30 protein-coding genes are annotated in these 26254 nt (G+C 36.9%); 4 read left to right on the top strand and 26 right to left on the bottom strand.

Translation table 11 applies throughout. The features are described 5' to 3' along the window. Nucleotides 1–2: 2 nt before the first annotated feature. From SJY23_RS05930 to SJY23_RS05920, 3 genes are all read right to left on the bottom strand, one after another. Nucleotides 3–1592 (bottom strand): S41 family peptidase, encoded by a 1590-nt coding sequence (locus SJY23_RS05930; protein ID WP_396597818.1) that lies wholly within the window; start codon nucleotides 1590–1592, stop codon nucleotides 3–5. Further along, a complete protein-coding gene (locus SJY23_RS05925; RefSeq protein WP_035334863.1) occupies nucleotides 1593–2021 on the bottom strand; it encodes a dCMP deaminase family protein in 429 nt (142 codons plus the stop codon). 99 nt (nucleotides 2022–2120) lie between these two features. Beyond that, nucleotides 2121–2714 (bottom strand): HupE/UreJ family protein, encoded by a 594-nt coding sequence (locus SJY23_RS05920; protein ID WP_396597817.1) that lies wholly within the window; start codon nucleotides 2712–2714, stop codon nucleotides 2121–2123. 87 nt (nucleotides 2715–2801) lie between these two features. On the opposite strand from SJY23_RS05920, the gene SJY23_RS05915 reads away from it, so the two are divergent. Continuing rightward, the gene (locus tag SJY23_RS05915; protein WP_396597816.1) at nucleotides 2802–3230 is read left to right on the top strand and encodes a TerB family tellurite resistance protein; all 429 of its coding nucleotides are present in this window, start codon (nucleotides 2802–2804) and stop codon (nucleotides 3228–3230) included. Nucleotides 3231–3314: 84 nt separating this feature from the next. Here the strand turns inward: SJY23_RS05915 and SJY23_RS05910 are convergent, their stop codons facing one another. From SJY23_RS05910 to fbp, 5 genes are all read right to left on the bottom strand, one after another. Continuing rightward, on the bottom strand, nucleotides 3315–4892 hold the full coding sequence (locus tag SJY23_RS05910) for an ATP-binding protein (RefSeq protein ID WP_396597815.1): 1578 nt from the start codon (nucleotides 4890–4892) through the stop codon (nucleotides 3315–3317). Next, nucleotides 4885–5379, bottom strand: a complete 495-nt coding sequence (locus SJY23_RS05905) for a Rab family GTPase (protein ID WP_396597814.1) — start codon at nucleotides 5377–5379, stop codon at nucleotides 4885–4887. Before SJY23_RS05905 ends, SJY23_RS05910 begins: the two co-directional genes overlap by 8 nt. Continuing rightward, a complete protein-coding gene (locus SJY23_RS05900) occupies nucleotides 5366–6166 on the bottom strand; it encodes a hypothetical protein (RefSeq protein ID WP_035334872.1) in 801 nt (266 codons plus the stop codon). Before SJY23_RS05900 ends, SJY23_RS05905 begins: the two co-directional genes overlap by 14 nt. Before the next feature lie 20 nt (nucleotides 6167–6186). Further along, the gene (locus SJY23_RS05895; protein ID WP_396597813.1) at nucleotides 6187–6537 is read right to left on the bottom strand and encodes a fructose 1,6-bisphosphatase; all 351 of its coding nucleotides are present in this window, start codon (nucleotides 6535–6537) and stop codon (nucleotides 6187–6189) included. 84 nt (nucleotides 6538–6621) lie between these two features. Then, nucleotides 6622–7626 (bottom strand): class 1 fructose-bisphosphatase, encoded by a 1005-nt coding sequence (fbp, locus tag SJY23_RS05890; RefSeq protein WP_035334876.1) that lies wholly within the window; start codon nucleotides 7624–7626, stop codon nucleotides 6622–6624. A gap of 124 nt (nucleotides 7627–7750) precedes the next feature. Between fbp and SJY23_RS05885 the strand changes: the two genes are divergently transcribed. The 3 genes from SJY23_RS05885 to SJY23_RS05875 all read left to right on the top strand — a co-directional run bounded on the left by SJY23_RS05885 (nucleotide 7751) and on the right by SJY23_RS05875 (nucleotide 11519). After that, a complete protein-coding gene (locus SJY23_RS05885; RefSeq protein WP_396597812.1) occupies nucleotides 7751–8236 on the top strand; it encodes a GNAT family N-acetyltransferase in 486 nt (161 codons plus the stop codon). A 132-nt stretch (nucleotides 8237–8368) separates the two neighbouring features. Beyond that, nucleotides 8369–9619 carry an aspartate kinase gene (locus tag SJY23_RS05880; protein ID WP_396597811.1) on the top strand — a complete coding sequence of 417 codons (1251 nt, stop codon included), beginning with the start codon at nucleotides 8369–8371 and terminating at the stop codon, nucleotides 9617–9619. Between the two features lie 85 nt (nucleotides 9620–9704). Then, nucleotides 9705–11519 (top strand): GNAT family N-acyltransferase, encoded by a 1815-nt coding sequence (locus SJY23_RS05875; protein WP_396597810.1) that lies wholly within the window; start codon nucleotides 9705–9707, stop codon nucleotides 11517–11519. A 35-nt stretch (nucleotides 11520–11554) separates the two neighbouring features. On the opposite strand, the gene SJY23_RS05870 is transcribed toward SJY23_RS05875, so the two are convergent. From SJY23_RS05870 to serS, 18 genes are all read right to left on the bottom strand, one after another. Further along, nucleotides 11555–12268, bottom strand: a complete 714-nt coding sequence (locus SJY23_RS05870) for a flavodoxin family protein (RefSeq protein ID WP_035334885.1) — start codon at nucleotides 12266–12268, stop codon at nucleotides 11555–11557. 117 nt (nucleotides 12269–12385) lie between these two features. Continuing rightward, nucleotides 12386–12790 carry a response regulator gene (locus SJY23_RS05865; protein ID WP_035334888.1) on the bottom strand — a complete coding sequence of 135 codons (405 nt, stop codon included), beginning with the start codon at nucleotides 12788–12790 and terminating at the stop codon, nucleotides 12386–12388. After that, entirely contained in the window at nucleotides 12787–14280 is a 1494-nt protein-coding gene (locus tag SJY23_RS05860; RefSeq protein WP_396597809.1) for a PAS domain S-box protein, read from the bottom strand. Before SJY23_RS05860 ends, SJY23_RS05865 begins: the two co-directional genes overlap by 4 nt. Before the next feature lie 185 nt (nucleotides 14281–14465). Beyond that, entirely contained in the window at nucleotides 14466–15887 is a 1422-nt protein-coding gene (locus SJY23_RS05855; RefSeq protein ID WP_396597808.1) for a pyridoxal phosphate-dependent decarboxylase family protein, read from the bottom strand. Then, on the bottom strand, nucleotides 15887–16216 hold the full coding sequence (locus SJY23_RS05850) for a helix-turn-helix transcriptional regulator (protein ID WP_013750470.1): 330 nt from the start codon (nucleotides 16214–16216) through the stop codon (nucleotides 15887–15889). Before SJY23_RS05850 ends, SJY23_RS05855 begins: the two co-directional genes overlap by 1 nt. A gap of 105 nt (nucleotides 16217–16321) precedes the next feature. Next, on the bottom strand, nucleotides 16322–16756 hold the full coding sequence (locus SJY23_RS05845) for an NINE protein (protein WP_396597807.1): 435 nt from the start codon (nucleotides 16754–16756) through the stop codon (nucleotides 16322–16324). Between the two features lie 59 nt (nucleotides 16757–16815). Continuing rightward, nucleotides 16816–17208, bottom strand: a complete 393-nt coding sequence (locus tag SJY23_RS05840) for a VOC family protein (RefSeq protein WP_396597806.1) — start codon at nucleotides 17206–17208, stop codon at nucleotides 16816–16818. Between the two features lie 21 nt (nucleotides 17209–17229). Then, nucleotides 17230–17742 carry a DUF4199 domain-containing protein gene (locus tag SJY23_RS05835; protein ID WP_035334897.1) on the bottom strand — a complete coding sequence of 171 codons (513 nt, stop codon included), beginning with the start codon at nucleotides 17740–17742 and terminating at the stop codon, nucleotides 17230–17232. Between the two features lie 24 nt (nucleotides 17743–17766). Next, the gene (locus SJY23_RS05830) at nucleotides 17767–18714 is read right to left on the bottom strand and encodes a 2-hydroxyacid dehydrogenase (protein WP_396597805.1); all 948 of its coding nucleotides are present in this window, start codon (nucleotides 18712–18714) and stop codon (nucleotides 17767–17769) included. Further along, the gene (locus SJY23_RS05825; RefSeq protein WP_396597804.1) at nucleotides 18714–18884 is read right to left on the bottom strand and encodes a hypothetical protein; all 171 of its coding nucleotides are present in this window, start codon (nucleotides 18882–18884) and stop codon (nucleotides 18714–18716) included. Before SJY23_RS05825 ends, SJY23_RS05830 begins: the two co-directional genes overlap by 1 nt. A 9-nt stretch (nucleotides 18885–18893) precedes the next feature. Then, entirely contained in the window at nucleotides 18894–19280 is a 387-nt protein-coding gene (locus SJY23_RS05820) for a cupin domain-containing protein (protein WP_396597803.1), read from the bottom strand. A gap of 45 nt (nucleotides 19281–19325) precedes the next feature. Further along, a complete protein-coding gene (locus SJY23_RS05815) occupies nucleotides 19326–19754 on the bottom strand; it encodes an acyl-CoA thioesterase (protein ID WP_396597802.1) in 429 nt (142 codons plus the stop codon). Then, on the bottom strand, nucleotides 19751–21100 hold the full coding sequence (gene mgtE, locus SJY23_RS05810; protein ID WP_396597801.1) for a magnesium transporter: 1350 nt from the start codon (nucleotides 21098–21100) through the stop codon (nucleotides 19751–19753). The genes SJY23_RS05815 and mgtE overlap by 4 nt, the downstream gene beginning before the upstream one ends. Nucleotides 21101–21171: 71 nt before the next feature. Then, nucleotides 21172–22038, bottom strand: coding sequence for a 16S rRNA (adenine(1518)-N(6)/adenine(1519)-N(6))-dimethyltransferase RsmA (gene rsmA / locus SJY23_RS05805; RefSeq protein ID WP_396597800.1), 867 nt, complete (start codon nucleotides 22036–22038; stop codon nucleotides 21172–21174). Nucleotides 22039–22087: 49 nt separating this feature from the next. Next, entirely contained in the window at nucleotides 22088–22396 is a 309-nt protein-coding gene (locus tag SJY23_RS05800; protein ID WP_396597799.1) for a DUF4286 family protein, read from the bottom strand. After that, a complete protein-coding gene (locus SJY23_RS05795) occupies nucleotides 22396–23049 on the bottom strand; it encodes a hypothetical protein (protein WP_298349335.1) in 654 nt (217 codons plus the stop codon). The genes SJY23_RS05800 and SJY23_RS05795 overlap by 1 nt, the downstream gene beginning before the upstream one ends. 1 nt (nucleotide 23050) lies before the next feature. Further along, nucleotides 23051–24844, bottom strand: coding sequence for a tetratricopeptide repeat protein (locus SJY23_RS05790; RefSeq protein ID WP_396597798.1), 1794 nt, complete (start codon nucleotides 24842–24844; stop codon nucleotides 23051–23053). A 70-nt stretch (nucleotides 24845–24914) separates the two neighbouring features. Then, entirely contained in the window at nucleotides 24915–26186 is a 1272-nt protein-coding gene (gene serS / locus SJY23_RS05785; RefSeq protein WP_396597797.1) for a serine--tRNA ligase, read from the bottom strand. Nucleotides 26187–26254 lie beyond the last annotated feature (68 nt).

The raw sequence follows: 26254 nt of genomic DNA, 5'->3' as shown, positions 1-26254 counted from the left end.
GGTTATTCTTTTTCAAGGGTAAGTTCTATTACTTTTTGAATTACGGCATCTTCTTTATTAACCATCATCTCAAAAGCATTGTTATCAAAAAGTTGTCTCGCCATTGTGGCTTTAAGATATTTCTTATACAAATCTTTGTACTTACTAGCTTTCAAATTGATCTGCCTAAACTGTGCGAAAGATATAAAATCTTCTACTACTTGATCTGAAATAACAACCTCTTCTTGAAATTGCTCCATACTCAAGCTATTGTAGTATGTTCTATCCTTTTCTAATTGCTCAAAAATAAATAAGCGCATATAACCAGAACGCAATACATAATTGAGATGCTCAACCTCATAATCTGTGTTTTTAGGAACAAAAATATCTGGTATAATCCCTCCACCGCCGTATACAATTTTACCTTTAGGGGTTCTAAATTTAAGAGAGTCTGCAACCTTGATACTATCTACACTGCGCAGCTCGCCGTTTTCATATCTATTGAGATAATCTTCAAAATAATCTTTATCACCTAGCTCATAAGGCTTCTGTATGGAACGTCCAGTAGGTGTATAGTAACGAGCAATTGTTAACCGTACAGCACTACCATCACCTAAATCCATTTCTCTCTGCACAAGTCCTTTACCAAAAGACCTACGACCTACTATAACTCCTTTATCATTGTCTTGCAAAGCTCCTGCAACAATCTCACTAGCACTTGCAGAGTTTTCATTAATAAGGATAAACACTTCTCCTTCTTCAAAAATCCCACCGTCATCTGTATAGCTTTTTGATATATTTCCCGTTTTATTTTTTGTAAAAAGTATGAGCTTATCTTCTTTTAAAAACTCATCTACCACGCCCTCTGCGCTTGAGATATAACCCCCTGGATTATCTCTTAGGTCTAGTGCAATTTTAGTAGCACCCTGATTTTTAAGATCTACAAGTGCTTTCTTAAATTCTTCATGAGTAGACTCTGCAAAGCGGTTAATTTTAATATACCCCAAGTTATTAGTAAGCATATAACTACCTACCACACTAAAAATAGGCACATGATCCCGATCAAAATTAAAAGACATAAGGTCTTTAATTCCAGGTCTTTTTACTTTAATCTCAATAGGTGTGCTCGCCTTTCCTTTTAAGATGCTAGATAGAGAGTCATCTGTAATTTCCTTGGTAGATAAATTGATACCATCTGCATAAACAATACGGTCTCCGCCTTTAATTCCTGCGCGAGCACTAGGCCCTCCTTTTATAGCTTGTATTACCGCAAGAGAGTCATTATAAGGGTAAAAACTCACCCCTATTCCCACAAAATCACCTTTCATGTTCTCCTCCATAGCGCTATACTCATCTGGTGGAATATAAGTAGAATGTGGGTCTAGATTATCTAAAATACCATTTACAGTAACATCTACTATACTATCTGTATTAATAGCATCTACATACTCATAATCTATGTAATCTATAAGCTTATTAAGCTTATCCTTTTTTGCATTTGAAGTGAACAACGCGGTATCGTTATACCCAAAATCTAATAGGCTTCCTAGCAATATGCCTAAAGCTATACCTAACCCAAAAAGTAAGGGAATATATTTGCGCTGTATTTTCATTTATGAATCGATATCTTGAAGATGTACTATCTCAACGCCTGCTTTCTCTAAAAATTTTACACCCGTTAGATCTTTATAAGCATTATGGTAAACCACACGCTTAATACCTGCTTGGTGTACTAATTTACTACAATCCTTGCATGGACTTAATGTGATATATAAAGTTGCTCCATGGCATGACTGTGTTGAACTTGCAACCTTTAAAATTGCATTTGCTTCAGCGTGCAATACATACCATTTCGTATTATTTTCGTCATCCTCACAAATATTCTCAAAACCAGTAGGTGTTCCGTTATATCCGTCAGATATAATCATCTTGTCTTTTACAATAATTGCTCCCACCTGCTTGCGGTTGCAGTATGACAACTTGCCCCACTCTCGAGCCATTCTCAAGTATGCGATGTCATATTTATGTTGTTTTGAAGCCATTAATTAAGGTGATGTATGTATTTACGCTTTCGCGAAAGCGTGAAAAAAATTATAATATATAACTTATTTACGCACTTCTAAAAGCATGTAAAATAATTATTAAAAATTAATGCTAGAAAGTGCTGTTTGAAATACAGGTATGGCGACTCCAATCACTATGGATGAAATAACCATTACCCAATCCCTAAGTGAAAATCTAAAAATTGCCTGGCCCACAAAACTTATGATAAGCACTACAAATACAATGATTAATTGTGCTGCTTCAATACCTAAAGTATATTCTATTAATGGTAGCAGCTTACTTTCTGAGCTTGCTGTCATCATTTTAAAATATGTAGAAAACCCTAGCCCGTGAATTAATCCGAAAAATAGCGCTGCAAAAAGGTGAATACCTATCTTCTGATTGCGATTCTTTTTACCAGCTGTAAAAATATTATATAGAGCAGTAATTAAAATTGTTATAGGTATAAGAACCTCTACTAATGATGAATTAAGTCTAACAACTCCGTAAGCCGATAGTGCCAGCGATAAGGTATGACCCAGTGTGAAAATGGTTACTAATGTCAATAGTTTTTTCCAGTTAGAAAACAAGTACGGCACTGTGAGTACTACTAAAAAAAGTATGTGATCATAGGCGTTCCAATCTAGTACGTGGAAGAGGCCTTCTTTAAAATAAAATAAGAATGAATCCATCTAAAAAAATTAGGGGTTTTATCAAATGTACAAATTAAAAATCTTGATTAAATAGCTATCTTTGATGCTTACTTTAAATTAAGAAATATGTCTTTTTCAGATTTATATGATAGCGGGTTCCGCAAGAGAAACGAAGATCACTTTGCATCTATTGTGAGAGTGGCAATGGACGATGGTGTAATTTCAGACAAAGAAAAAGCTTTTTTAGACAGGCTTGCTCGTAACCTTTCTATATCTGCAGAGGATTATGAAATTATTTTAGGAGACTACATGTCTCACCCTATTAACCCTCCTACTACTTATGACAGAAGGTTAGAGCGTTTATACGATCTTACACGTATGATTCACATTGATCATGATTTTGAGGAAGAAGAACCTCTTTTGATTAGACTTTCTATAGGTTTAGGTTTTGCTACAAGTAATGCACCTTATGTTGCACATAAAGCACTTACTCTTGTAAGAGAAGGTGCAGATATTGACACTTTTCAAGATGAAATCAAAAATATGAGCCGCTAGATTGCAGCACTATTATAAAAGTAAAAAGGGGAAAATCTTTATAAGATCTTCCCCTTTTTTGTTGTTCTCTAAGAAGAGAAGATTCTACTCTTCCTCCTCTTCTGAAGAAGCGACTACGACTTCTTTGCTTTTTCTTTTGTAACGCGTTAAGAGTCTTTCTATAGTTTCAAAAAGAAGTTCTGCATCTATGGGTTTTGTTAAGTAAGCATTCATACCTGCTTCCTTTGCCGCATCTTGCTCTTCTTGAGCCGTTCTAGCAGTAAGCGCTATAATAGGTAGTTTACTTATTTTATTATTAGAATGACTTCGTATTTGTACTGCGGTATCAAGACCATCCATTACGGGCATAGTAAGATCTAGTATTACGAGATCATAGGTGTGTCTATCTAGAAACTCTAGCACACGCTCACCGTCTTTTGCAATATCTATACTATAAGCACCATGATCTACAAAAAGACGTAACATTAAAAGTTGATTTACCTCTACATCTTCTCCTAATAAAATGCGGGGCTTTTTACCGGCAGTTTTTTTATTCTTTGCCTTTTTAGCCTTTTCTTTCTTTTCTCTTTTCTGATTATGGGAAACTCCCATATAAACCGTAAAACTAAAGGTAGAACCTTCACCCTCCACACTACTCACTTCAAGATCACTATCTAATAAGTGTGTAAGTTGTTTTACAATACTTAGCCCTAATCCAGAACCTCCAAAGAGCCCTCTTTTTTCAAGCTGAGTAAAGCTATCAAAAATACTATCTATCTTTTCCTTAGGTATACCTATACCCGTGTCTGTCACCTCAAAGGTAACGGGTATTCTTCTGGCGTTTTGAGAATCTGTTTTTACACAGAATTTTATATTACCTTGATGCGTATATTTTAATGCATTTTCTAATAAGTTTACAAGAATCTGATTGATTCTAAGATGATCTCCCACTAAAAAACGCGGAATCTTTGAACTCATTTCAAACTCAAAAGAAAGTCTCTTCTCATCTGCTCTAAGTTGATACGTTTTACCTAAGACTTCTATAAATTCCTTAAAATCAAAGCGTCTCTTTTTAATTTCTAATTTACCTGCTTCAATCTTAGATATATCCATCAGGTCATCTAAAATAGTTACTAGATTCTTAGATGAATCTTTTACTATATTGAGTATATCAAGTTGCTCCCTCGTGATATCCGTATTTTCTAATACAGAAAGAAAACCTACAATACTATTGAGAGGAGTTCGGATTTCATGACTTACGTTTGCAAGAAACTTATTTTTAAAACTACGCTGTATTTCTAACTCTTGATTGAGCTCTTGCGTGATATTAAAACCTATAATAGACTCATTACGCACCTGTTTAATCTGGTGCACTGTTTTATAGTGATCTGTAAGGTCGTTTAGAATTACGACTAGCGTATCATCATCTCTTAAAATTGTCTTTATGTCTAAAAAATAAAGTCTGCCTAGCACTTCTACTTGAACACAAAAGAAAGTATGTTCCTTCTTTGTATCCTCAAACACGGTCATGAGTGAGTAGAAGAATGGATGAAACTCTGTTATATCAGAGTTTTTACTTATAGAAAACAAGTTTTGATCAGAGTCTACTACCTTCAGTGCTCTATTTACAATAAGTAATTGTGTGGTTTTATTAAAAAAATCCTGTCTAAGGTTATCAAGCATTTTTAAGCAATTGTGCTGCTACATCACTAAACAGCTGTTCAACATTTTCTCCGGTCTTTGCACTGGAAAGATAGCTATGTTGAACATCTTGAGTCTTTAGAGCCTCGATGATTTCATCCTTATCGACTAAGTCTACTTTATTTCCGATAATGTGCACAGGCACTTGGGGGTACTTTTCTTTTAAATGACTTAAATTATACTTTAAATCACCATATGTTACTGCTCTTGAAGCATCAAATACATAAATAAAGCTTGAAGCTCCCATTAAGTATGATGGCCTGTATTTTGTAAAATCGTCTGTTCCTTCAACGTCCCATATAATCAATGTGACTTTGTCAGAGTTGATAGTTACTTCCTTCTTCATTATATGCACACCAATAGTCACTACATAGTTATCTGAGAAATTATTCTCAACAAACCTGCGAAGTAGTGAAGACTTACCAACACCGAAATGTCCTAGTAATACTATTTTTTTAGATACGCTCATCTGTAAAATACTCTTTTAATTTTTTTGTAAATTTTTGATTGTCACTTAAATCATCTTTGTTAATCACAAACTGAGCAAAGTCAAGTAACACATCATCAAGTTTATTTTTATATTCATCATCATAAATACCGCTCAAAATTACGGCAATATAATATTCTGAGAAATTTTGAAGATGAATTGTGTAGAGTTGATAGTCTATCCTCTCTAATTCCATTTCTCCTCTCTCAAAAGCGTCCTCTGCAAAGCTTTTTATGGCCGTAAGCATACCTGCCATCATATCCTTGTCCATCGTTTCGGTTTTCGAAAAGCTTGCTTTAAGAATTCCAGAACCTTTTTCGACCACGAGTATTTGTTCAATATACGCCTTATATTCTTCTTTAAGCAACGCCGCAGCAGTAGGTCTTTCCTTACCCTTAGACTTAAACATACTTCTAAAAGAAAATGCATTATCTATTTTCTCACTTATTGAGTCGTTAAGCTTTTTTATCTCTGCTTGGACATATCTTTTTATCATTTTACCCATAATAGGGTACAATGCTTCAACCACCGCATCCTGAGAATTTTTGATTTCAGATTTTAAAGTTTGGGTAATTGTGGGCCCTAGAGTTTCGGGCATCTCTTTTACAAAGCTTAACAAGCGTTCATCTAGAATAGGACCTACTCTATCTGACAAATGCTGTTGCCTCTCTTCTAGGTCCTTAAGTTTTCTGTATATATCATTCTCAGGCTTTTTCTCATCTCTGAGTAAAAGCTCTTTTAAAATTTCAAGACGTTCATCAGTTGTCATTAAAAATTTTCAGAGTTGATCTAAGCCTTTATATTCTCACCTAAGCGTATAATCATATCACCCAGACTATCGCGATTTACCTTTCTATTATCGAGATCTTGAGTTTTATCATCAAGCGCTTGTTCAAGATCAGAAATACGAATATTTACATCTGTACTTAGATTATCTATAGCCATCATGATCTCCTTACGAGCATCATCTACATAAGATAGCATCTCTTCACGCTTTTGCGTAATATCAGCCTTTAAGGTCTCAAACTCGTGATTATATTCTTGAATATTTTCACCAAAAATGAGGTTCTTAATAGCCTCAATTTTAGAATTTGCAACATCAGGAAGTTGTTCGTTCTGTGTAGGGTCTTTTTTAGCCATAATTAGGAGAAGCCTTAATTTTGTTTAATCAAATATAAAAAAAATCCTCCGCCTTATGAGTTTTAATCTTTCATAACTCAATAATTAAGACCCCTTCATGAAACTTTCGGCTTTTTCGACCATTAATTTGCTTCCACAAAAGAAAGGAACGCGTTCATGCAGCTCTGTAGGTTGAAGGTCTAATATAGCTGTAAAACCATCACTGGCCTTACCACCTGCTTGCTCTGCTATAAACGCCATTGGATTGCATTCATATAACAAGCGTAATTTACCATTGGCAGCTTTTGAGCTTTTAGGGTACATATATATACCACCTTTAATCATATTTCTATGAATATCAGAAACTAACGACCCTATGTATCTAGACGTATAAGGACGGTCATCTTTCTCTTCTTGACAGTATTTTATATATCTCTTCACTCCCTCTGGAAAATGAACATAATTCCCTTCATTTACAGAGTAAATATTTCCTGTTTCAGGAAACTGCATGTTAGGGTGAGAAAGATAAAAAGTTCCAATTGCAGGGTTAAGCGTAAATCCATTTACACCATGACCCGTAGTATAAACTATCATGGTAGAAGTTCCATAAATAATATATCCTGCTGCTACCTGCTCTCTACCTTTTTGTAAAAAGTCTTCCATAGTCACAGGGGTTCCTGCGGGAGTCACACGTCTATAGATTGAAAAAATTGTCCCTACAGAAACGTTCACATCAATATTAGAAGAGCCATCTAGAGGATCCATAAGCAACACGTACTTATTATTATTATCCTCGTTTTGACCATGTATTGAAATAAAATCGTCATTTTCTTCACTCGCAATACCACAAAGAATATTACGGTTAGTGAGTGTACGTATAAAGGTGTCATTTGCCATAACATCCAGCTTTTGCTGGTCTTCACCTTGGATGTTTGTCTCCCCAGCGGCACCCACAATATCTACAAGGCCTGCCTTGTTTACTTCGTGGTTTACAACTTTGGCCGCAAGGCGAATAGAGTTAATCAATCTAGAAAGTTCTCCAGAAGAATACTGGAACTCAGCTTGATTTTCAATAATAAACTCTCCTAATGTTTGGTTTTTTCTTGACACAATACGTGTTTTTTGATTTTGTGCAAAAGTAACTTTTAATCTTAAATTACTACAACGTTTTCGTTTAAGAATAGTTAATGTAATTAATTACCTTAGCGCTGCTTAGACAAAAACAACCCTATTTATGAACATCTCGATTCAAAAAGCAACCCCAGAAGATATGCCCGCTGTATTAGGCCTCATAAATGAACTAGCAGTTTATGAAAAAGAGCCAGAAGCGGTAAAAATCACAGAAAAAACACTTCTGGAAAATGGTTTTGGTGAGCATCCTCTTTTTACTTGCTTTGTAGCAAAAACAGAAACAGAAGTCGTAGGTATGGCCTTATGTTACTTCCGCTTTTCTACTTGGGATGGAAAATCATTACACTTAGAAGATCTAGTAGTTAAGGAATCTTTACGCGGCAAAGGAGTAGGACAAAAACTCTATGACAAAGTAATGATATATGGTGCTGAGAGCGGTGTAAAACGTGTAGAGTGGGTGGTTTTAGACTGGAACACTAGCGCCATTGAATTCTACAAAAAGAGTAATGCAAAATTTTTAAAAGATTGGCATCTTGTTCAAATGGACGAACAACGTCTTCAGGATTATATTAAAAAAATTAATGCTTAATAATTCTTGATACTGTTGTGAGGTACACGCTTTCGCGAAAGCGTAACTAAGTCCACACAACAACACATTATCATTTTTATTAAAATTTTCTCTTAAAAAGAGCTACTTACTTACAACAGCAAGATTACCGATATGCAGGTTTTTAAATTTGGAGGAGCATCTGTAAAAGATGCAGATGGCGTAAAGAATGTTGCAACCGTGCTACAAACTATGGGTGCTGGAGAAAAGCTTATCATAGTCTCTGCTATGGGTAAAACGACTAACGCAATGGAAGCTATTGTTACCGCTTACTTTGAGGACAAAAGTAGTCTCCCTGAACATATTGAGCACACGGTAGCTTATCATATGAAGATTACAAATAATCTTTTTGAAAAAGGTGATGTTGTCTTTGAGAAAATAAAAGAACTTTTTTCAGAACTAAAAGGCTTTCTTGCATGGAACAAATCGCCAAAATATGATTTTGTTTATGATCAAATAGTGTGTTACGGCGAGCTTATATCTACAACTATAATAAGTGCTTACCTTAACAAACAAGGACTCACAAACACCTGGCTGGATGCGCGACGCCTAATAAAAACTGACAGTAGCTATCGCGATGGACGTGTAGACTGGAAAGCAACACAAGTTGCTATAAAGAACAATGTGAATTTAAAGGGCCTCTCTGTCACGCAAGGCTTTATAGCATCAGATAGTAACAACTTTACAACCACATTAGGCAGAGAAGGATCTGATTACACAGGTGGCATATTTGCATACTGTCTTAATGCAGAAAATCTAACTATCTGGAAAGATGTACCTGGGGTTTTAAATGGCGATCCTCGAGTTTTTAATAACACTGTCTTACTTCATGAAATTCCATATGAAGAAGCGATAGAACTTGCATTTTATGGAGCTTCTGTTATTCATCCTAAAACTTTACAACCACTACAACGCAAGGAAATACCTCTCTATGTAAAGTCCTTTTTAAACCCAAAAGACTCAGGCACAAAAGTAAGCGCAGTAACAGCACTAGTACCTGAAGTGCCCTGTTATATTGTAAAGAAAAATCAAGTACTTATATCACTATCTTCTCTCGACTTCTCATTTATGGTAGAAGATAATATTGCGGAGGTATTCCAGTTATTATCTACATATAAACTTAAAGTAGACCTCATACAAAACTCTGCAATAAGCTTTTCTGTATGTGTGGATAACAAATTTAACGGCCTAGAGGGACTCACAAAACAGCTTAAAGGTAAATTTAAACTAAGCATTACCAAAGCCGTTTCATTATATACCATAAAACACTTCACACAAGATACACTTAAGAAATTTGAAAAGGATAAAACAGTGCTTCTCAAGCAAGTTACTCAAAACACTGTGCAACTTGTGACACAAAACTAGAAGTATACGGTCTCTAGGTTAACAAAATGTAATTATAGCAAACCCTATTTGTTATATTTGCCTACTTAAATAACCACTATAATATATGGGTCTAGTTACCGCAAAAGAAGTTGCACGCGCTATAAATGTCGATAAATTTGGCTTTATAGGCACTTTTGCTGGGTGGTCATTAATGAAGATTCTTAAAATATCTTCTCTCAATAAAATTTACGACCGCAATAAACACCTAGGAGATCTTGAATTTCTTAATGCCTTGCTTGATGAATTTAATATCAAGTTTGAAATACCAGAAGAAGATCTAAAAAGACTACCTAAAGATGGTGCTTATGTAACGATATCAAATCACCCACTAGGAGGTATAGATGGAATATTATTGCTCAAATTAATGCTTGAGCAACGTCCAGATTTTAAAATTATAGCAAACTTTTTACTACACCGCATAGAGCCACTCAAGCCCTATGTAATGCCAGTAAATCCTTTTGAAAATAAGAAAGATGTAAAGTCAAGTATTGCTGGCTTTAAAAGTGCAATATCACACCTTAGAGAGGGCCACCCACTCGGAATTTTTCCTGCTGGAGAAGTCTCTACATACAAGGACGATAAACTCATTATAGACAAACCGTGGGAGGAAGCAGCTATGAAACTGGTTAAAAAGGCAGAAGTGCCTGTTGTACCTATTTATTTTCACGCAAAAAACAGTAGACTCTTTTATCAATTATCAAAGCTAAGTGATACACTTAGAACGGCTAAGCTCCCTAGCGAACTACTCACACAAAAAAATAGGGTGATAAAGGTGCGTATAGGAAATCCTATAAAAGTCACAGCACAAAAAGAACACGAATCCCTTGCAGACTTTACAGAGTTTTTACGCAAGAAAACCTATATGCTGGCAAATTCTTTTGAGAAAAAGAATATTTTAAAAGATATCCCTCAAAAACTAAAAACACCAAAAGAGCCTAAAAAGATTGTTACAGAAATGAGTAGCGATCTTATAGAAGATGAAATTTTACGCTTGCGCAAAAATGACCGTCGCCTGCTCACTAGTAAAAACTATGAAGTATATCTAGCTCCTGCTCAAGAGATGCCTAGCATTTTAAGAGAAATAGGAAGACTTAGAGAAATCACCTTTAGAGCCATAGGAGAGGGAACAAATGAAGCTATAGATCTAGATAAATTTGACAGATATTATTACCATATGTTTTTATGGGATAATGAAGCAAATGCACTTGCTGGAGCTTACAGAATGGGACTGGGGTCAAAGATTTATGAAGAACATGGTATAGATGGGTTTTATCTTCAAGATCTTTTTCGTTTTGAACCAGAGTTACACAAGATGATGAGTGAAAGCATTGAAATGGGGCGCGCATTTATCATAAAGGAGTATCAACAAAAACCTATGCCACTTTTTCTTTTATGGAAAGGTATCGTCCATACCACATTGCGTTTTCCAGAGCATAAATACCTTATAGGTGGAGTGAGTATTTCAAATCAATTTTCAAACTTCTCAAAGTCGATGATGATTGAATTTATGAAATCTCATTACTACGACCCTTATATTGCACAATACATACGTCCTAAAAAGGAATGGAAAGTAAAGCTCAAAGATGCCGATAAGGAGTTTGTTTTTGATGAAAGTAAAGCCGATCTAAATAAGTTTGACAAGCTCATTGAAGAAATAGAACCAGGATCACTACGTCTTCCTGTTCTCATAAAAAAGTACATTAAGCAAAATGCAAAAGTTATTGCTTTTAATGTAGACCCTTTATTTAATAATGCCATTGATGGCCTTATGTATATCCGCATTGCAGATCTACCAGAGAGCACCGTAAAACCTGTGATGGAAGAGTTTCAAGCAGAGCTCGAAAAAAAGTATAATCAGCGTAATACAGAAGAGGAGTAAAAAACATTTACTCCTCTTTCTTTATAAATCTTATACTATCTGTATTCTGGATTTTCAAAGTTCCAGCGAGTACCATCATCCCAGTCCCCACGTGAGTTTCCATAAGCTGGATATCCTCCCTGTGCTTTAAGCATACTTGCAAGATGCAATAAGTTGTATGTCATAAAGGTGGTATTACGATTTGTAAAGTCGTTGTTTTTTGCTCCACTCTCCTCATCATTATAACTAGCACCAGGACCAGCCTCCCCTATCCATCCACAATCTGCTTGTGGCGGGATACTATAGCCTATATGTTGTAATGAATACAGTGTACTCATGGCTACATGCTTGATACCGTCCTCATTACCAGTGATGATGCAACCACCTGCTTTTCCATAAAAATAGTATTGCCCTTTTTCATTACGGTTACCACTTTCTCCGTACAAGCGTTCTATAAGCTTTGTCGCAACAGAAGACTTCTCACCAAGCCAGATAGGGGTTCCTATAACAAGAATGTCTGCCTCTTCTATCTTTTTAAAGATTGCTGGCCACTCATCTGTTTCTTCTCCGTGTTCTGTCATGTCATGATATACGCCATAAGCTACGTCATGATTTACAAATCTTAAATATTCTACAGTAACACCCTCTGACCTCATAATGTCTATAGAGACATCCATGAGAGCCTTAGTATGGCTCATGTGGGGTGTTTTTTTGAGCGTGCAATTTATATACAGCGCTTTTAGGTTTGAGAAATCAGGTTTTTCTTTCATATTATAAGTCTGACGTTTAAATAATTAAAAACTTACATCTTAATATATAAATTACACTCAAGCCCAATACCTAATCGGTATTTTATGAAGATATAACGCTTTCGCGAAAGCGTAAAACTACAGTTCCATCTGCTTTTTTAAATCGTCAAGTTTATCTTGAGTAATAGGTTTTACTACAAAGTTCTTGACATTCTTGTATGAGGCAGCCTTTTCCTTATCTCGGGGATCAATGGAACTAGTAACAACAAAGATTGTGATTTTCTTAATCACGTTAATACTTATAATGGCATCAAGAAATTGCCATCCATCAAGTATAGGCATATTAATGTCTAATAGAATAACATCTGGGATAGCAGACTCTACTGTTCCTCTTAATACTGGCCCTAAATGATTAAGCGCTTGCTGCCCGTCATGAAAAATGAGAAATCCTTTACAAAAGTTACTCATATTCATCAATCGTTGCGCTCCAAAAACAAAAATTGGATCATCATCTATAATACATGCTATATCTATTTGTTTCATCGTTTTAAATAAATTTTAAAAGTAGATCCTTCACCTACTGTACTCACTACTTTTACACAGCCTCCTAACGCTTCAATCTGATTCTTTACAATATATAAGCCTAAGCCTCTAGAGCTTTCATTTCTATGAAATGTTTTATAAAGACCAAAGATTTTATTACCATGCAAATCCAAGTCTATTCCAAGACCATTATCTGTAAAATGAATGATTGTATAATCATCATCTTGTGTACTACTTATAGTAACCTTTAAAGACTCATTCTCTCGTCTATATGTAATAGTATTTGATAAAATATTTAAGAAAATACTTCTCAAATATTCCGGTATAGCCATAACGTTGAGCTCTGCAGATATATCTACTGTCACGGTGCCACCCACCTTGTGAAATAATGTATTAAGACTTGTAAGTGTTTTATCTATAATTTCGATTACATTAATCTCAACAAAATCTTCTGCAGTTACATTATCAAAAGAAGACACTTCGCTCAAATTCTTAATAGTTTCTTCTAAATTTCCAAATGCGCTCATTAACATTTGAAACACAGAGGATTCTTCTACTCTCGGAATATCCTGCTTTAAAAATGTCAATAACATATCCAAGTTACTGGTATGTGACCTCAAATTATGTGAGACAATGTGTTTAAAATTTAATAATTTCTCATTTTGTCCTTCTGTCTTACTTAACAGATTTTCTATACGGTGGTTTGCATCTTTGAGAGATGTTATATCTGTAACCTGGCATATGTAATAACCTGGCTCTGACATCTCAGGTTTTACTAATGACACTGATAGTACTGTCCATACAGTTTTACCTGTTTTGTGTACAAAACGTCTCTCTGCTTGATAGTTTTCTATATCTCCCGACAGTAATTTCTCTTTGAGAATAACATTAATATCGATATCTCCAGGGTAATTTAATTCACTGATCCTTAATCTATTAATTTCATCTACTGTGTATCCAAATATTTTAGAAATCTGTGGGTTAATCTGGATCCACTCTCCCTCCATAGAAATTAAGGCAACACCGTTAGGAGCATTAATAAAAGTTTTTCTAAACTTTTGTTCTTTTTGCTTGAGCGCTAACTGTGCTTTTTTTTGGAAATCAATATCCTGGAAAACACCATATAACTTAATACACTTTCCTTTTTCAAAAACAGGAACCCCTACAGACCTAACCCACTTTTCTTCACTAGATGCGGTAATAATTATATAATGCCCATCAAATTTTTTTCCATGAATAATTGCATTATTAAAGTCCCGTTGTAATTTTTCTCGATGATTTCCCTCTTTGTAAAAGCAAACACCTTCTGCCACGGTAGGCTCATATTCTAAGGGTACCCCGTGTATGTTTTTAGTTCCTACGCTCCAGTATAACTTACTCTCGCATACGTTATATTCCCACATACCAATAGATGCAGCCTCTTGTAATAATAATGACGGACTCTCATCAAATGATGAAAGTAATGAAGTAGGGGAGCTAGAGATTTTCATTCAAAAAATTGTCATAACGCCCTGATTTACAATTGTATTTTATAGGCGTTAGTCAACTAAAGTAGGTAATTTTATTTTAAATCATCGATTTAAAAGCAAACCTTAACTGTTTTATAAGATTACATAGAAATAAATATGACTATAAACCTCTAAACAAATTGGAATCAAAATGATACAATAATAATTTAAGCAATACTATGTGCAATTTCTCTTATAACGGCAAATAATCGTTCTGTATTTTTCGTAGTAGTAAACGGATTCATAAATGTGGTTCTTAAATAGAATTCTCCACGCAAAGAGGTTCCCACAATATAAAACTCTCCATCTTCTAGTAGTGCTTTACGTATACTCTGGTTGACAAGATTAATATCACCAGTGCTCGCTTTATATCTAAAACACACAATATTTGAGACAGGATCTAGGGCTACTTCAAAATCTTCTTGCTGCTTCACTAAGTCACCAAACTCCTTTCCCGCATCATAAAGCGTGGTAACAAAATCATCAAAAAACTGAACTCCATATGCATTTATAATAGCATAAAAGCGCAAGCTCATCATACTTTTCGTGCACTCAAAAGTCCTTTTGGCTAGGTTAAACCAGTCTGCATCTTCGTTCTTTTCCCAGAGATATTGTGCTTTTTGCTCAAACGTAGCATAGCTCGCCGTACTTTCCTTAAATACGACCGCAGTTGCCAGCGCACTTGTACCCATCATTTTGTGACCGTCTATAATTATAGAATCAGCTTTTTCTGCTCCATTTAAGAGATGCTTATACTTGGGAGAAAAAATAGCTGCTCCACCATGCGCTGCGTCTATGTGAAACCATATTTTTCTTGCTTTCGCGAAAGCGTAAATCTCTTCAAGATTATCATACACCCCAGTACTTGTACTAGGTGCGCTACCCACAATAGCAATCACTTCATAACCCTTTTCCACAACCGAATCATAATACGAATCTAGCAGCTCTGTGCGCATTTTGTAAGTATCATCTACAGGTACCTTAATAATACCGTCACTCCCAAGACCCATAATTCTAGCGGCTCGATCTACGCAATAATGCGCCTCCTCAGATACCATAATAGCTAATTTACTGCTGTGTCCTTCATTCCAAACATCACCTTCAGCCATCACTCTACGAGCAGCGAGTAATGCCGTAAGGTTTGCAAGCGTTCCCCCAGAAGTTAGAAATCCGTCGCCATTTTCAAAGCCAATTACTTTTGCAAACTGCTCGATTATTAATCGCTCCAGTGCCGTAGATGCTGCGCCCATCTCATATACCGCCATCCCATTATTAAGCTGTGCGCTTAGTAGTGTGGCTAGCGCAGATACAGGCACCGTGGGTGCCACTTGGTGACCTATATATTTAGGATGATGCGTGTGTATCGATCTTGCGATAACTGTTTTAAAAAAATCTGAGGTTGTATGAGTATCTGAAATGTACTCTTTCCAAAAATGATACTCATCTTCTGGCGTTGTCCATGTGATGACTTTCTCAGACTTTCCAGAGGTAGTGTCAGACAGATATTGAGATATCTGATTAACTAGATCTGTTCCTTCTTTTTTAAAGAGTGAACTATCGTAGGCTTTTTTTAATAGGGATGTACTCATTACTTCTCAGACATTTTTGATTTGGTATGCTCAAAGAAATCGTAAAACAATCCTTGCAATTGCTCCCATTTACGGGCATCTATGCTGTAGTACTGAGCTTTACCTTTAAACTGACTTTTTAAAACTCCTGCCCTTTTAATTACTTGTAGGTGTTGTGAAGTAGTGGGTTGCGATAGCCTTATTTTTTCAGAAATATCTTGACACAGGCAGCCATCACAATCACCTATATATTCAATGATAGCCACACGTGCTGGGTTAGAGAGAATCTTTGCCAGATCTGCAATCTGATTTGCCCTCATAGAATGTATATGCCTTTTTGTAACTCCCATAATATTGCGTTATTTATACCTTAAAGATATATATAAAATGTAATATCGCTATATTACGATACAATATTTAACAAAAAAGCCCAGACTAACCGGGCTTTTAATATTCTAGAACCAAGGTTTTCTTCCTACTTGGTATGTATTATAAAATTCTTCGTCAGATTTTGTAAGGTAAATAATCCCCTCTATAAGTCCTACTAGACCTACAGCCCAGAATAAAAGAACACCTATGCCAACACAAGAAAGTACTATCCCCACAACACTTAGCACAAGCATTATGATACCCTCTTTCTGGTATCCTAAGATAAATTTATGTACTCCAAATGCTCCAAGAAAGATGCCTAGAAGCCCAGCGAGCATTTTTTTGTTATCAGTACCGTTAGTCACTTTATTCCATTCTTCTTTTGCACTATTGCCAAATTCATTGGCAGCATCTTTTGCGTCGTTTGCAAAATCACTTGCAGCTTTCTTTGCGTCGTCTGCCATGTTTTTTGCATCATTACCTGGTTTATCACCTGGGATCTTTTCGTCTTCTAAACTCATCTGGTTGGTTGTTGGTTAATTAGTTCTAAAACTACAAAAAAGAATGAAACACCACTACGCTATTCCTCCTTTAAAAACTCGCTATCAATAGGTTCCCATAATTCTATTTTATTTCCTTCGGGATCTAGTATCCAGCCAAATTTACCATAGCTATATTCCTCTACTTCTCCTACTATAGTGACACCTTCTTCCTTAAGTACTTTAAGCAACGCTACGAGATTATCTACCCTAAAATTAAACATAAACTGTTTCTTGCTGGGAGAAAAGTATTCTGTATCCGCATTCATAGGGCTCCATTGAGTAGAGCACTTCTTTCCGTTCTCATCTCGCCACCAAAATGTCCAGCCATATTGATCTGTGGGAATCCCTAAGTGGTTTTTATACCACTCCTTTTGTGCATCTGGATCTTCACTTTTAAAGAACATTCCTCCTATTCCAGTAACTCTTTTCATAACGCTATATATTTAAGTGACTTACTCTTTCTTGAGAATAAATGCTGCGATAAGACTAACGACAAAACCAAGTATAAACGTCATTACAAACATCATAAGTCCAGCAATAAACGACATCTCTGTGCCGCTATATTGACTATACATCTCTCTTTGAGCCTCAAGCTGAGAGATAGCTACCGGGTTTTTGGACTCCACGGCAAGCTCCATTGCATAATCATTGTATTCAAGAAAAAAAGATGGATTTACAAATAAGGTATACACTATATCTGCAAGCGCAATACCAAGACCGCCTAAAGCAGCAATAATAATTCCCGTTTTTAAAGCGCTACCAAAAGAGATTTTACCCGCATTAACCGTGTCACGCTGGTAAGCCACTCCAAAGTACACCATCGCTGCCGTCATACCCATAACTCCCCAACCTACGAGTTCTTGCGTACCGTAATCTAAGCTCTTACCTAAATACAGTGCGAGCGTAAATCCTAGGAGACCTAAAAAAAATGCAATCGCACCAAATTTCTTTATCACTAAACTCATATACTTATCTTTTAAAACATCAATTTAAGAAAAACGCTGCAGTATCTTATCTACTATGGTTTGCGCTAGCTTTATTTTACTCTCAACCGTCCACCCTGCAATGTGTGGCGTGAGGAGTACATTATCTTGCTCAATAAGATATTGTAAGGGTTCTGGCAGGTTTGAATTTCCGTCTGTGGTAAATAAATTCTCAAAAGATAATTTTTCATACTCAAGTACATCTAGTCCAGCTCCTAGTACTTTTTTTGCTTTCATAGCTGCTACAAGATCCTTTGTCACAACAGACTTCCCTCTTGCGGTATTTATGAGATAAAATGGTTTTGTAAAAGCATTTATAAAAGCAGCATCTACCATTTTATCTGTTTGTGGAGTCCAAGGCGTGTGTAAACTCACAACATCTACCTCTTCTTGAAATTGGCTTAATGACACCTGCGTAGCATAGCTATCACCTACCTCATTTTTTATATCATAACAAAGCACTTTACAGTCAAAACCCTGTAATTTTCTAGCAAAGGCTTTCCCCATATTACCATAGCCTATGATCCCCACGGTTTTTCCTTCTAGCTCAACACCCCGATTAGGCTCACGGTTCCAGTGACCGGCTTTTACCTGGGCATCTGCTCTATTTAAATTATTAAAAAGACTGAGCAGCATCCCTAGTGATTGCTCCCCTACGGCATTGCGGTTACCCTCTGGCGCACTGATAAGATAAATGCCCTTACTCTCAGCATAAGGGATATCTATACTCTCTAGGCCTGCGCCTACGCGAGCAATAAACTTAAGGTGAGGAGCAGCATCTATAAACTGCTTATCTATTTTAAAACGACTGCGTATTACAATACCCTCATAATCTGCGATAATCGCCTCTGTCCCTTCTTTTGAGATAGTAACATTTTCAACATTAGTATGTCCTGTTTCTTCAAGTTGCTTTACCAGTAGCGGGTGGTTATTATCTAGGTGGAGTATTTTCATTACTTAGTTTTATTTTTTCTCACGGGAATCACACCTAAAAAGAGACCTAATCCTATTGCCATCATTGCACCAGTTACAAAGCCTATGCCTCCAGATGTGTCATCAAATGCGTATAATAATATCCCCGCGATGGCCATAACAATAATTCCTGCTATCTTGTTCTTATTCATATTTCTCTTTTAAATTTTAGGATAATCTGTTTGAGTTTTGGCGTCTGTTACTTCTCCCGTGTGAGCCGTACTTAATTTTTCAAAAAGCAGTAGGTGTACCTCTTCTCCATCTTTGGTAGTTGGGCAATGTTCTACGCCTTTAGGTACAACTATGATTTCACCTTGATGTACCGTTTCAGACCACTCTTTTTCTGGGTTTCCGCTTTCGCGAAAGCGCATTTCTAACACCCCTTTTTGCACAAAAAACAACTCGTCTTCATCCTTATGACTGTGCCATACAAACTCACCCGAAACCTTTGCTAGAAGTACTTGCATATCATCTACCGTAGCAATCTGGTGTGGATGCCATTGCTTATCAAATTTGCCTAATTTCTCGTGAATATTAATGGGTTTCATATGCGTTTCTTATGATATAAAGATACACATAAGGACCTCTTTATACTACGCAAATAATTGGGATACCTCCACCGGTACTCGCATAGGTCGTCCTTGGGGCATTTTGAGCAAGCACCAGTTTGTAACTGCACTCACCAGTACTTTTTCTTCTCCCTTGCGTTTTATGGTGGTGTTTCTCTGCGAGGTTGCACCAGAGATTTGAACCACCGTAGTTGTTACGACAATCTCATCATCTTTAAATGCCTGGCCGTGATACTTTATATGGTGATCCATCACCACCCACGCCATTTTATTGATGCCTAGTCGCTCTTCGGCTGGGTCTTCGTCTTTAAAATAGTCTCTCGTTACGTGGTTCCAATGTTTTGATGCAGCAATTTGCACCCAGTCTAAGTACACGACATTGTTTACGTGATTGAGCACATCTATAGCAGATGCTGGTACGGTGAGGTGATATTCATAGCTTTTCTGGCTCAAATACCTAGTATAATTTTTGCGATATAGAGGTAAATAAGTATCCCAAATATATCATTACTTGTAGTAATAAACGGCCCAGTTGCAATCGCAGGATCAATGCCTCTTTTATGTAAAAACAACGGAATAAACGTACCTATAATCCCGGCAACAATGATTACAACAAATAGCGAAATTGATATAGACGTCGCATAGTCTACCGCACTTTCTGATATCCATACGTAAAAGAACAATACAATGGCCAGCGCAGCACCGTTAAGCATTGCGAGCAGCATTTCCTTAATTAATCTGTTACCTATGCTTCCTTTTACATCATCATTTGCAAGACCTTGTACAATAATCGCACTAGATTGTACCCCTACATTTCCAGCCATTGCAGCAATAAGCGGTGTAAATAGTAAAAGAATAACGTGATCATTTAACACCTCTTCAAAACCGCCCATAATAGCCGCAGCTCCTACACCACCTAGTAATCCTAAAAATAGCCAAGGTAATCTCGCACGAGTAAGCTGTAGTATGCTATCATCTGCCTCTACATCTTGAGAGATACCCGCTGCCATCTGGTAATCTTTTTCGGCCTCTTCTTTTATAAAATCTACAATATCATCTATTGTAATGCGTCCTTGCAGCACACGCTTATCATCTACAACGGGTATAGCCTCTAAGTCATACTTTTGCATCACCTTTGCAACATCTTCTGCTGGGTCATTTACATTTACAGAGTCTACTTTAGGTATATAGATTTCAGATATTTTTGTTCTCGTATCTGAGGTAAGAAGGTCTTTGAGCGATAGTCTCCCTATGAGTTCATTCTCTTTTGTAACCACGTAGATAGAGTGCACTCGAGTCACCTCTTCTGCCTGGCGACGCATCTCACGCACACACCCTGCCACTGTCCAGGTTTCTTTTACCTTAATAAGCTCTTTTGCCATAAGACCACCAGCACTATTCTCGTCATATTGCAGCATCTCACGTATGTCTGCCTTATGCTCTTCGTCTTCTATCTGGTTTATAACTGCTAGCTGTATATCATCATCTAGCTCACCTATCATATCTACCGCATCATCGGTATCCATTTCTTCTACCTCATCTGCAATTTCGGCAGGAGTTAGGTTTTCTAGAAGTTTTTCTCGCACATCTTCATCTAGCTCCATAAGAGCCTCAGAAGTTTGCTCACTATCTAAGAGAAGTACTAGGTAGGCAGCCTCATCTGCATCTACCTCATCAAGGATCTCTGCAATATCTGCGTGGTGAAGATCTGTAAGCAATTCTTTGAGGGCTACCTCATCTTGAACAGCTACGTGTGCTTGTATCTGGTCTATGAGATTGCTTGTGAGTTGAAATTGCATAGGTTTGTTTTTACTAGTAGTACAAATATAGGAAAACCCCTTGCGCAGAGTAATTACAATGCCTAGAGATTTTACTGCTCTTGTATATCTTTTGTGATTGCTGCTGTAAGTTCTATAAAGCCTTGTACAGAGATTTGCTCTGGGCGTTTATTGAGAATTTCGCTTTCGCGAAAGCGGTCACTTAACCCCATACCCTTAAGACTGTTTCTCAACGTCTTTCGGCGCTGCTGAAATGCCATTTTCACGACCTTAAATAACATCTCTTCTGTGCAACCTATGTCTTTAAAGTTTTCTTTTCGCTTTAAGCGTAAAACTCCACTATCTACTTTAGGTGGCGGAATAAAAACAGTGGGAGGCACCGTAAATAAGTATTCTGCATCATAAAATGCTTGTGCCAGTACAGATAAAATACCGTAGGTCTTGCTCCCGTGATCTGCACAAATACGAGCGGCAACTTCTTTTTGAAACATTCCCGTAAACTCTGGGATGCGCTCTTTATGCTCAATAGTTTTAAAAACTATTTGGGTACTAATATTATATGGAAAGTTTCCCGTAATTGCTAGTGGCTCTCCAGGGTAAATAGTGTCTAGATCGTACTTTAAAAAATCGGCTTCTAGTACGGTAAACTTCTCATCATTGAGCTTATGCTCTAGCGTAAACGAACTTCTTAAATACTCAATAGACTCGGTATCTAGATCCATCACCGTGAGTTGCGCTGGTTTTGCTAGAATATACTTAGTAAGTACTCCAGTACCAGGCCCTATCTCTAAGATGTGATTATACCCTTCTAATGTGAGCGTGTCCCCAATATCTCTTGCCACAGACTCATCACCTAAGAAGTGTTGCCCCAAGTGCTTTTTTGCCTTCACCCCTTGATCGCGATGACCCCGGTTTGCGTGCGGCTTTTCAAATTTTCTCTTCTTTTGTTGTTTTGACATCGTAGTGGGGCTAGTGAGTAAGTGTTACTTGTATTTCCTTGCCTGAAAACTAGTGCTGCGAGATTACCTCGAGCTCTGTTCTAAAAGCGACAAATTTACCCGCAAATTTATTACTCGCGAGCCTTAATCTATCTGCGTCTTGCTCGTAGTAGGCATCAAGGTGCTGCTGGCTCGGGCACCCATATTGTACAGAGTATGTGACTCCGCCCATTTCTTCTTCTGTACGCACTCTAGTCATAAGTGCTTTTACAAATTTACCCGTAGCAATCACTTCTGGTATGTGTACTTCTTGCATCCAGGTAAGCCATTCTTTTTCTACAGATTCTTCTATGTTTATGGTAACGTTATATATAAGCATTAGTTCTTTTTATATTTTTCTAAAAATTCTTGAATTACATTATCAAGATCCTCTTGTTTTTTAATTCGTTCTCTTAAAGCGTATCCATATGAAGCTAGAATATTCTTAAATTTCTGAGTCTCATAGGGAGCTGGATTTTCCAGTGTATCCGAAGTCATATTTGAATAATCTATCAGATAAGGATAATAATACTCTGTCATTGTACTCCGGCTCTGTTCATCTACTCCCTCTGCCCAGCCATAATATTCATAAATACCTACAATATCATTTTGAAGTACTGGATTTTCTATAAATCTAACGTCGCCAGTAGCCATAAGTGTATTGTAAGCATTCTTTTTAATATAAAGATAATCTGCCGCAAGTAACTTAAAACTTAGCCAGTACTCACCTTTAAGGCGTTGTTTATCATTTACAACTACAGCTAGAGTATCTACTAGCGCTAGCATAGCATTAGAAGACTTTAAACTCCTCTTTACGTTATTCTGATTGTAAACAGTTTCATCAATTATACTCTCAATGTGTCTATCAACAAGCTCCCCCTCTTTCTTTGCTTGAGAACACGTATTGAGCTGAAAAGCAAGCAAAATACCAATGACAACCACAATAAATTCCAAAAAATGGTTGAGCCAGTCTATTTTTTTCTTCTTTGCCATGTCAATTTATTGCATCTCCTCTCAAATTCCTAAATCGCTTCTGTGCCTCTACATAATAGATACTGTCTGCAAGGTCAAAAATGATGCGCTCGTAATTATTTTTTGCCTTTTCTGGCTGATTGAGCGGTCCTTCGTATAATCTTGCTAGGCGATAATATGCATCATCTGCTAGTACGCCATCGCTGTAATACTCAATGATTGTGAGGTAGTTTTTTTCTGCTTTCGCGAAAGCTTCTTTATTTTCATACAATTTAGCTTGAGAAAGCAATGCCTCGTCCTCTATCTTTTCTCCCTTGTGCTTCTCCAAAATATCATCGTATAATGCGATAGCCTCTTCAGACTTATTTTGAAAGGCTAGCAAATCTGCCGTAGCATATTTTTTAAGTGCCGTCTGTAAGCTATCATCCATTGAGTTATCTCTAATAACAAGTAATAGCTCTAGTGCATCATTTGCAATAAGTTGTGTTGCACCAGCCTTCAAGACATTGAGCTGCGACTCTGCCCAGTCAAAATCTGCTTTATAATAACTGGTCTTTGCCACCTTAAATCTAGCTTCCTGGGAGATTACATTATTCTGGATCTCGTTCTGAATTTGAGAATAGTAAATGAGCGCCTGATTAAACTTTTCTGTACGCACCAAAATATCTGCTAGCTCCATCTTAAGCCGAGCGTGGTCAAATCTATCACGAGGGATTTTTATCCCCTTTTTAAGATAAGCAATAGCCTCATCTGGCTGCTCCATGTTAAATGCAAGAAAATGTGCATAGTCTATTTGCAAAGGCACGGTATATTCCTTCTTAATATATTGATCTAGCAAGGCTTCAAAGCGTGTTTTAACAAGTGCTTTCTCTTCTACAGTTTGAGCTTTTTTTACCGCTAGTTGTAATAATTGTTGTTCTGCATAGAGTTTAACACTACTTGCAACTACGTTATCTCTTAAAAACTCTAGTATCTCTGTCGCATCTTCAATAGCATTTTCTTCTATTGCAATTTCAGCTAGATTTACAATTCCTTCATGTCTTCCTTCTGTACGACGATAAATCGCTTTTTCTTGTGCAAATGCCTTTCTATAATCCTTTTGCTGTATAAAGAGCCAACTAAGCAACTCATTATAAAGCACGTTTTGTTCTGTTTGTAATCTCTTTAATAAGGTCTTTCTAAAAATAATATTAGCCTCATTAAGCGGATCATCGTTCACATAAAGGGCAAAATTACGTTGAGCGGCTTGTAGATAGTTTTCACTCTTATTAATTAGGTCTAAGTAGGCATTAAACATTTTCTCCACCTCTCCTAGTTCCCCATAAAGTCTGGCTAGTTGGACATTATAATTTGCTCTCGGATTATTAGCCATCGCGATCTCATAGGCCTGAACAGCTTCTGTAAGCAAGTTATGCTCTTGAAATGCACGAGCAGCACGATATGCATTCATGGTCTTGCTCTCTATACCTGCAAGTACCTGATTATAATAATCCTGAGCGATAGAATCTCGTTGTTGTAGCTGATGGTTGTATCCTATCTCTACATAACAAAAACCTTTATCGCGAGTAGCAGCAAGGTTTTCGTTAAGCGCAATTTCGGCTTCTTTGTATTTTTCTAACTGTTGATAGCTTTTTACAAGACCAGTAATTAGTACGTGATTGCCTTGTTTTTTAAGAAGTGCCTTTTTATAAGATATGATGGCCTTTTCAAACTCACCTTGGTCTGCATAGTTGCGAGCAAGTTGTTCTGTTTGCGCTTTCGCGAAAGCAAAAAAACCAAACACACAGATGAGTATTAAAAACCAATTTTTCTTCATATCCTAAAGATAACGAAAAACGTGCCATAGCGATTGCTCTGACACGTTTCTTATCACTGTTAATGTGTTATTAGTTAATCATATCAAACCCGCAATAAGGGATTAACGCCTTAGGAATTTTGATTCCTTCTGGCGTCTGGCAGTTTTCAAGAATTCCTGCAAGTACACGTGGCAGCGCTAGTGAGCTACCATTAAGTGTATGTGCAAGCTTGTTCTGACCATCTTCATCCTTAAAACGAAGCTTTAAACGATTTGCTTGAAAAGTCAAGAAGTTAGACACAGAACTAATTTCTAACCAACGATCTTGCGCTGTAGAAAATAATTCAAAATCATAAGTAAGGTGTGCTGTAAATCCAAGGTCACCACCACAAAGACGTAAGATTCTGTATGGTAATTCTAACTCATCAAGTATTGTTTTTACGTGATCTACCATCCCGTCTAGTGCCGCAGCACTATCTTCTGGACGTTCTATACGTACAATCTCAACTTTATCAAACTGGTGCAAGCGGTTTAACCCGCGTACGTGTGCCCCATAAGATCCAGCCTCACGACGGAAACATGGCGTATACCCAGTACATGTAATAGGCAACTCATTATGATTACGTAAATCACCGCGGAACATATTTGTCACTGGCACCTCTGCCGTAGGGATTAAATATAAATCGTCTTCGGTCACATGATACATTTGCCCTTCCTTATCTGGAAGTTGGCCAGTACCAAAACCTGACGCCTCATTTACAAGGTGCGGCACTTGGTATTCTGTATATCCAGCCTCGGTATTTTTGTCTAAAAAGTAAGCGATAAGTGCACGTTGTAAACGTGCTCCCTTGCCTTTATACACTGGAAAACCAGCCCCAGCAATCTTAGTTCCTAGTTCAAAATCAATAATATCGTATTTCTTTGCAAGCTCCCAGTGTGGCTGTGCTGCTTCATGCAACTCAGGAATATCTCCCTTGCGAAAGATTTCTTCATTATCCTCATCACTGTTACCCTCAGGAACACTGTCATGTGGGATGTTTGGGATTTGGTAAAGCAAGTTTTGTAAATCCTCAGAAGCAGTGTTTAATTGCTCTTGAAGGGTTTTAGATTGCTCTTTTAAACCTGCAGTTTTCTCTTTAAGAATATTTGCTTTTTGAGCTTCTCCACTCTTAAAAAGCATTCCTATTTCCTTGGAAAACTTATTACTATCTGCAAGTACTTCATCAAGTTGCGCTTGCGAACTACGACGAAGATCATCTGCCGCCACTACTTGATCAAGTAAGGTTGCGGCGTCTATATTTCTTTTAGATAACGCTTTCGCGAAAGCTTCTTTGTTTTCTCTAATGTGTGCTACTTCTAGCATAGTGGAATGGTTTTTAAAGTAAAAGGTAAATTTAAGGAAATGTACTAAAGAAAATGAATGTTTTGCTA

Source organism: Dokdonia sp. R86516 (genome assembly GCF_044596715.1).
Taxonomy (GTDB): Bacteria; Bacteroidota; Bacteroidia; order Flavobacteriales; family Flavobacteriaceae; genus Dokdonia.
This window is presented reverse-complemented; position numbering and strand designations above follow the sequence as displayed.

Coding starts and splice junctions, on each gene's coding strand:
- SJY23_RS05930 (WP_396597818.1), bottom strand. CDS start 1,592: ATGAAAATACAGCGCAAATATATTCCCTTACTTTTTGGGTTAGGTATA.
- SJY23_RS05925 (WP_035334863.1), bottom strand. CDS start 2,021: ATGGCTTCAAAACAACATAAATATGACATCGCATACTTGAGAATGGCT.
- SJY23_RS05920 (WP_396597817.1), bottom strand. CDS start 2,714: ATGGATTCATTCTTATTTTATTTTAAAGAAGGCCTCTTCCACGTACTA.
- SJY23_RS05915 (WP_396597816.1), top strand. CDS start 2,802: ATGTCTTTTTCAGATTTATATGATAGCGGGTTCCGCAAGAGAAACGAA.
- SJY23_RS05910 (WP_396597815.1), bottom strand. CDS start 4,892: ATGCTTGATAACCTTAGACAGGATTTTTTTAATAAAACCACACAATTA.
- SJY23_RS05905 (WP_396597814.1), bottom strand. CDS start 5,379: ATGAGCGTATCTAAAAAAATAGTATTACTAGGACATTTCGGTGTTGGT.
- SJY23_RS05900 (WP_035334872.1), bottom strand. CDS start 6,166: ATGACAACTGATGAACGTCTTGAAATTTTAAAAGAGCTTTTACTCAGA.
- SJY23_RS05895 (WP_396597813.1), bottom strand. CDS start 6,537: ATGGCTAAAAAAGACCCTACACAGAACGAACAACTTCCTGATGTTGCA.
- SJY23_RS05885 (WP_396597812.1), top strand. CDS start 7,751: ATGAACATCTCGATTCAAAAAGCAACCCCAGAAGATATGCCCGCTGTA.
- SJY23_RS05880 (WP_396597811.1), top strand. CDS start 8,369: ATGCAGGTTTTTAAATTTGGAGGAGCATCTGTAAAAGATGCAGATGGC.
- SJY23_RS05875 (WP_396597810.1), top strand. CDS start 9,705: ATGGGTCTAGTTACCGCAAAAGAAGTTGCACGCGCTATAAATGTCGAT.
- SJY23_RS05870 (WP_035334885.1), bottom strand. CDS start 12,268: ATGAAAGAAAAACCTGATTTCTCAAACCTAAAAGCGCTGTATATAAAT.
- SJY23_RS05865 (WP_035334888.1), bottom strand. CDS start 12,790: ATGAAACAAATAGATATAGCATGTATTATAGATGATGATCCAATTTTT.
- SJY23_RS05860 (WP_396597809.1), bottom strand. CDS start 14,280: ATGAAAATCTCTAGCTCCCCTACTTCATTACTTTCATCATTTGATGAG.
- SJY23_RS05855 (WP_396597808.1), bottom strand. CDS start 15,887: ATGAGTACATCCCTATTAAAAAAAGCCTACGATAGTTCACTCTTTAAA.
- SJY23_RS05850 (WP_013750470.1), bottom strand. CDS start 16,216: ATGGGAGTTACAAAAAGGCATATACATTCTATGAGGGCAAATCAGATT.
- SJY23_RS05845 (WP_396597807.1), bottom strand. CDS start 16,756: ATGAGTTTAGAAGACGAAAAGATCCCAGGTGATAAACCAGGTAATGAT.
- SJY23_RS05840 (WP_396597806.1), bottom strand. CDS start 17,208: ATGAAAAGAGTTACTGGAATAGGAGGAATGTTCTTTAAAAGTGAAGAT.
- SJY23_RS05835 (WP_035334897.1), bottom strand. CDS start 17,742: ATGAGTTTAGTGATAAAGAAATTTGGTGCGATTGCATTTTTTTTAGGT.
- SJY23_RS05830 (WP_396597805.1), bottom strand. CDS start 18,714: ATGAAAATACTCCACCTAGATAATAACCACCCGCTACTGGTAAAGCAA.
- SJY23_RS05825 (WP_396597804.1), bottom strand. CDS start 18,884: ATGAATAAGAACAAGATAGCAGGAATTATTGTTATGGCCATCGCGGGG.
- SJY23_RS05820 (WP_396597803.1), bottom strand. CDS start 19,280: ATGAAACCCATTAATATTCACGAGAAATTAGGCAAATTTGATAAGCAA.
- mgtE (WP_396597801.1), bottom strand. CDS start 21,100: ATGCAATTTCAACTCACAAGCAATCTCATAGACCAGATACAAGCACAC.
- rsmA (WP_396597800.1), bottom strand. CDS start 22,038: ATGTCAAAACAACAAAAGAAGAGAAAATTTGAAAAGCCGCACGCAAAC.
- SJY23_RS05800 (WP_396597799.1), bottom strand. CDS start 22,396: ATGCTTATATATAACGTTACCATAAACATAGAAGAATCTGTAGAAAAA.
- SJY23_RS05795 (WP_298349335.1), bottom strand. CDS start 23,049: ATGGCAAAGAAGAAAAAAATAGACTGGCTCAACCATTTTTTGGAATTT.
- SJY23_RS05790 (WP_396597798.1), bottom strand. CDS start 24,844: ATGAAGAAAAATTGGTTTTTAATACTCATCTGTGTGTTTGGTTTTTTT.
- serS (WP_396597797.1), bottom strand. CDS start 26,186: ATGCTAGAAGTAGCACACATTAGAGAAAACAAAGAAGCTTTCGCGAAA.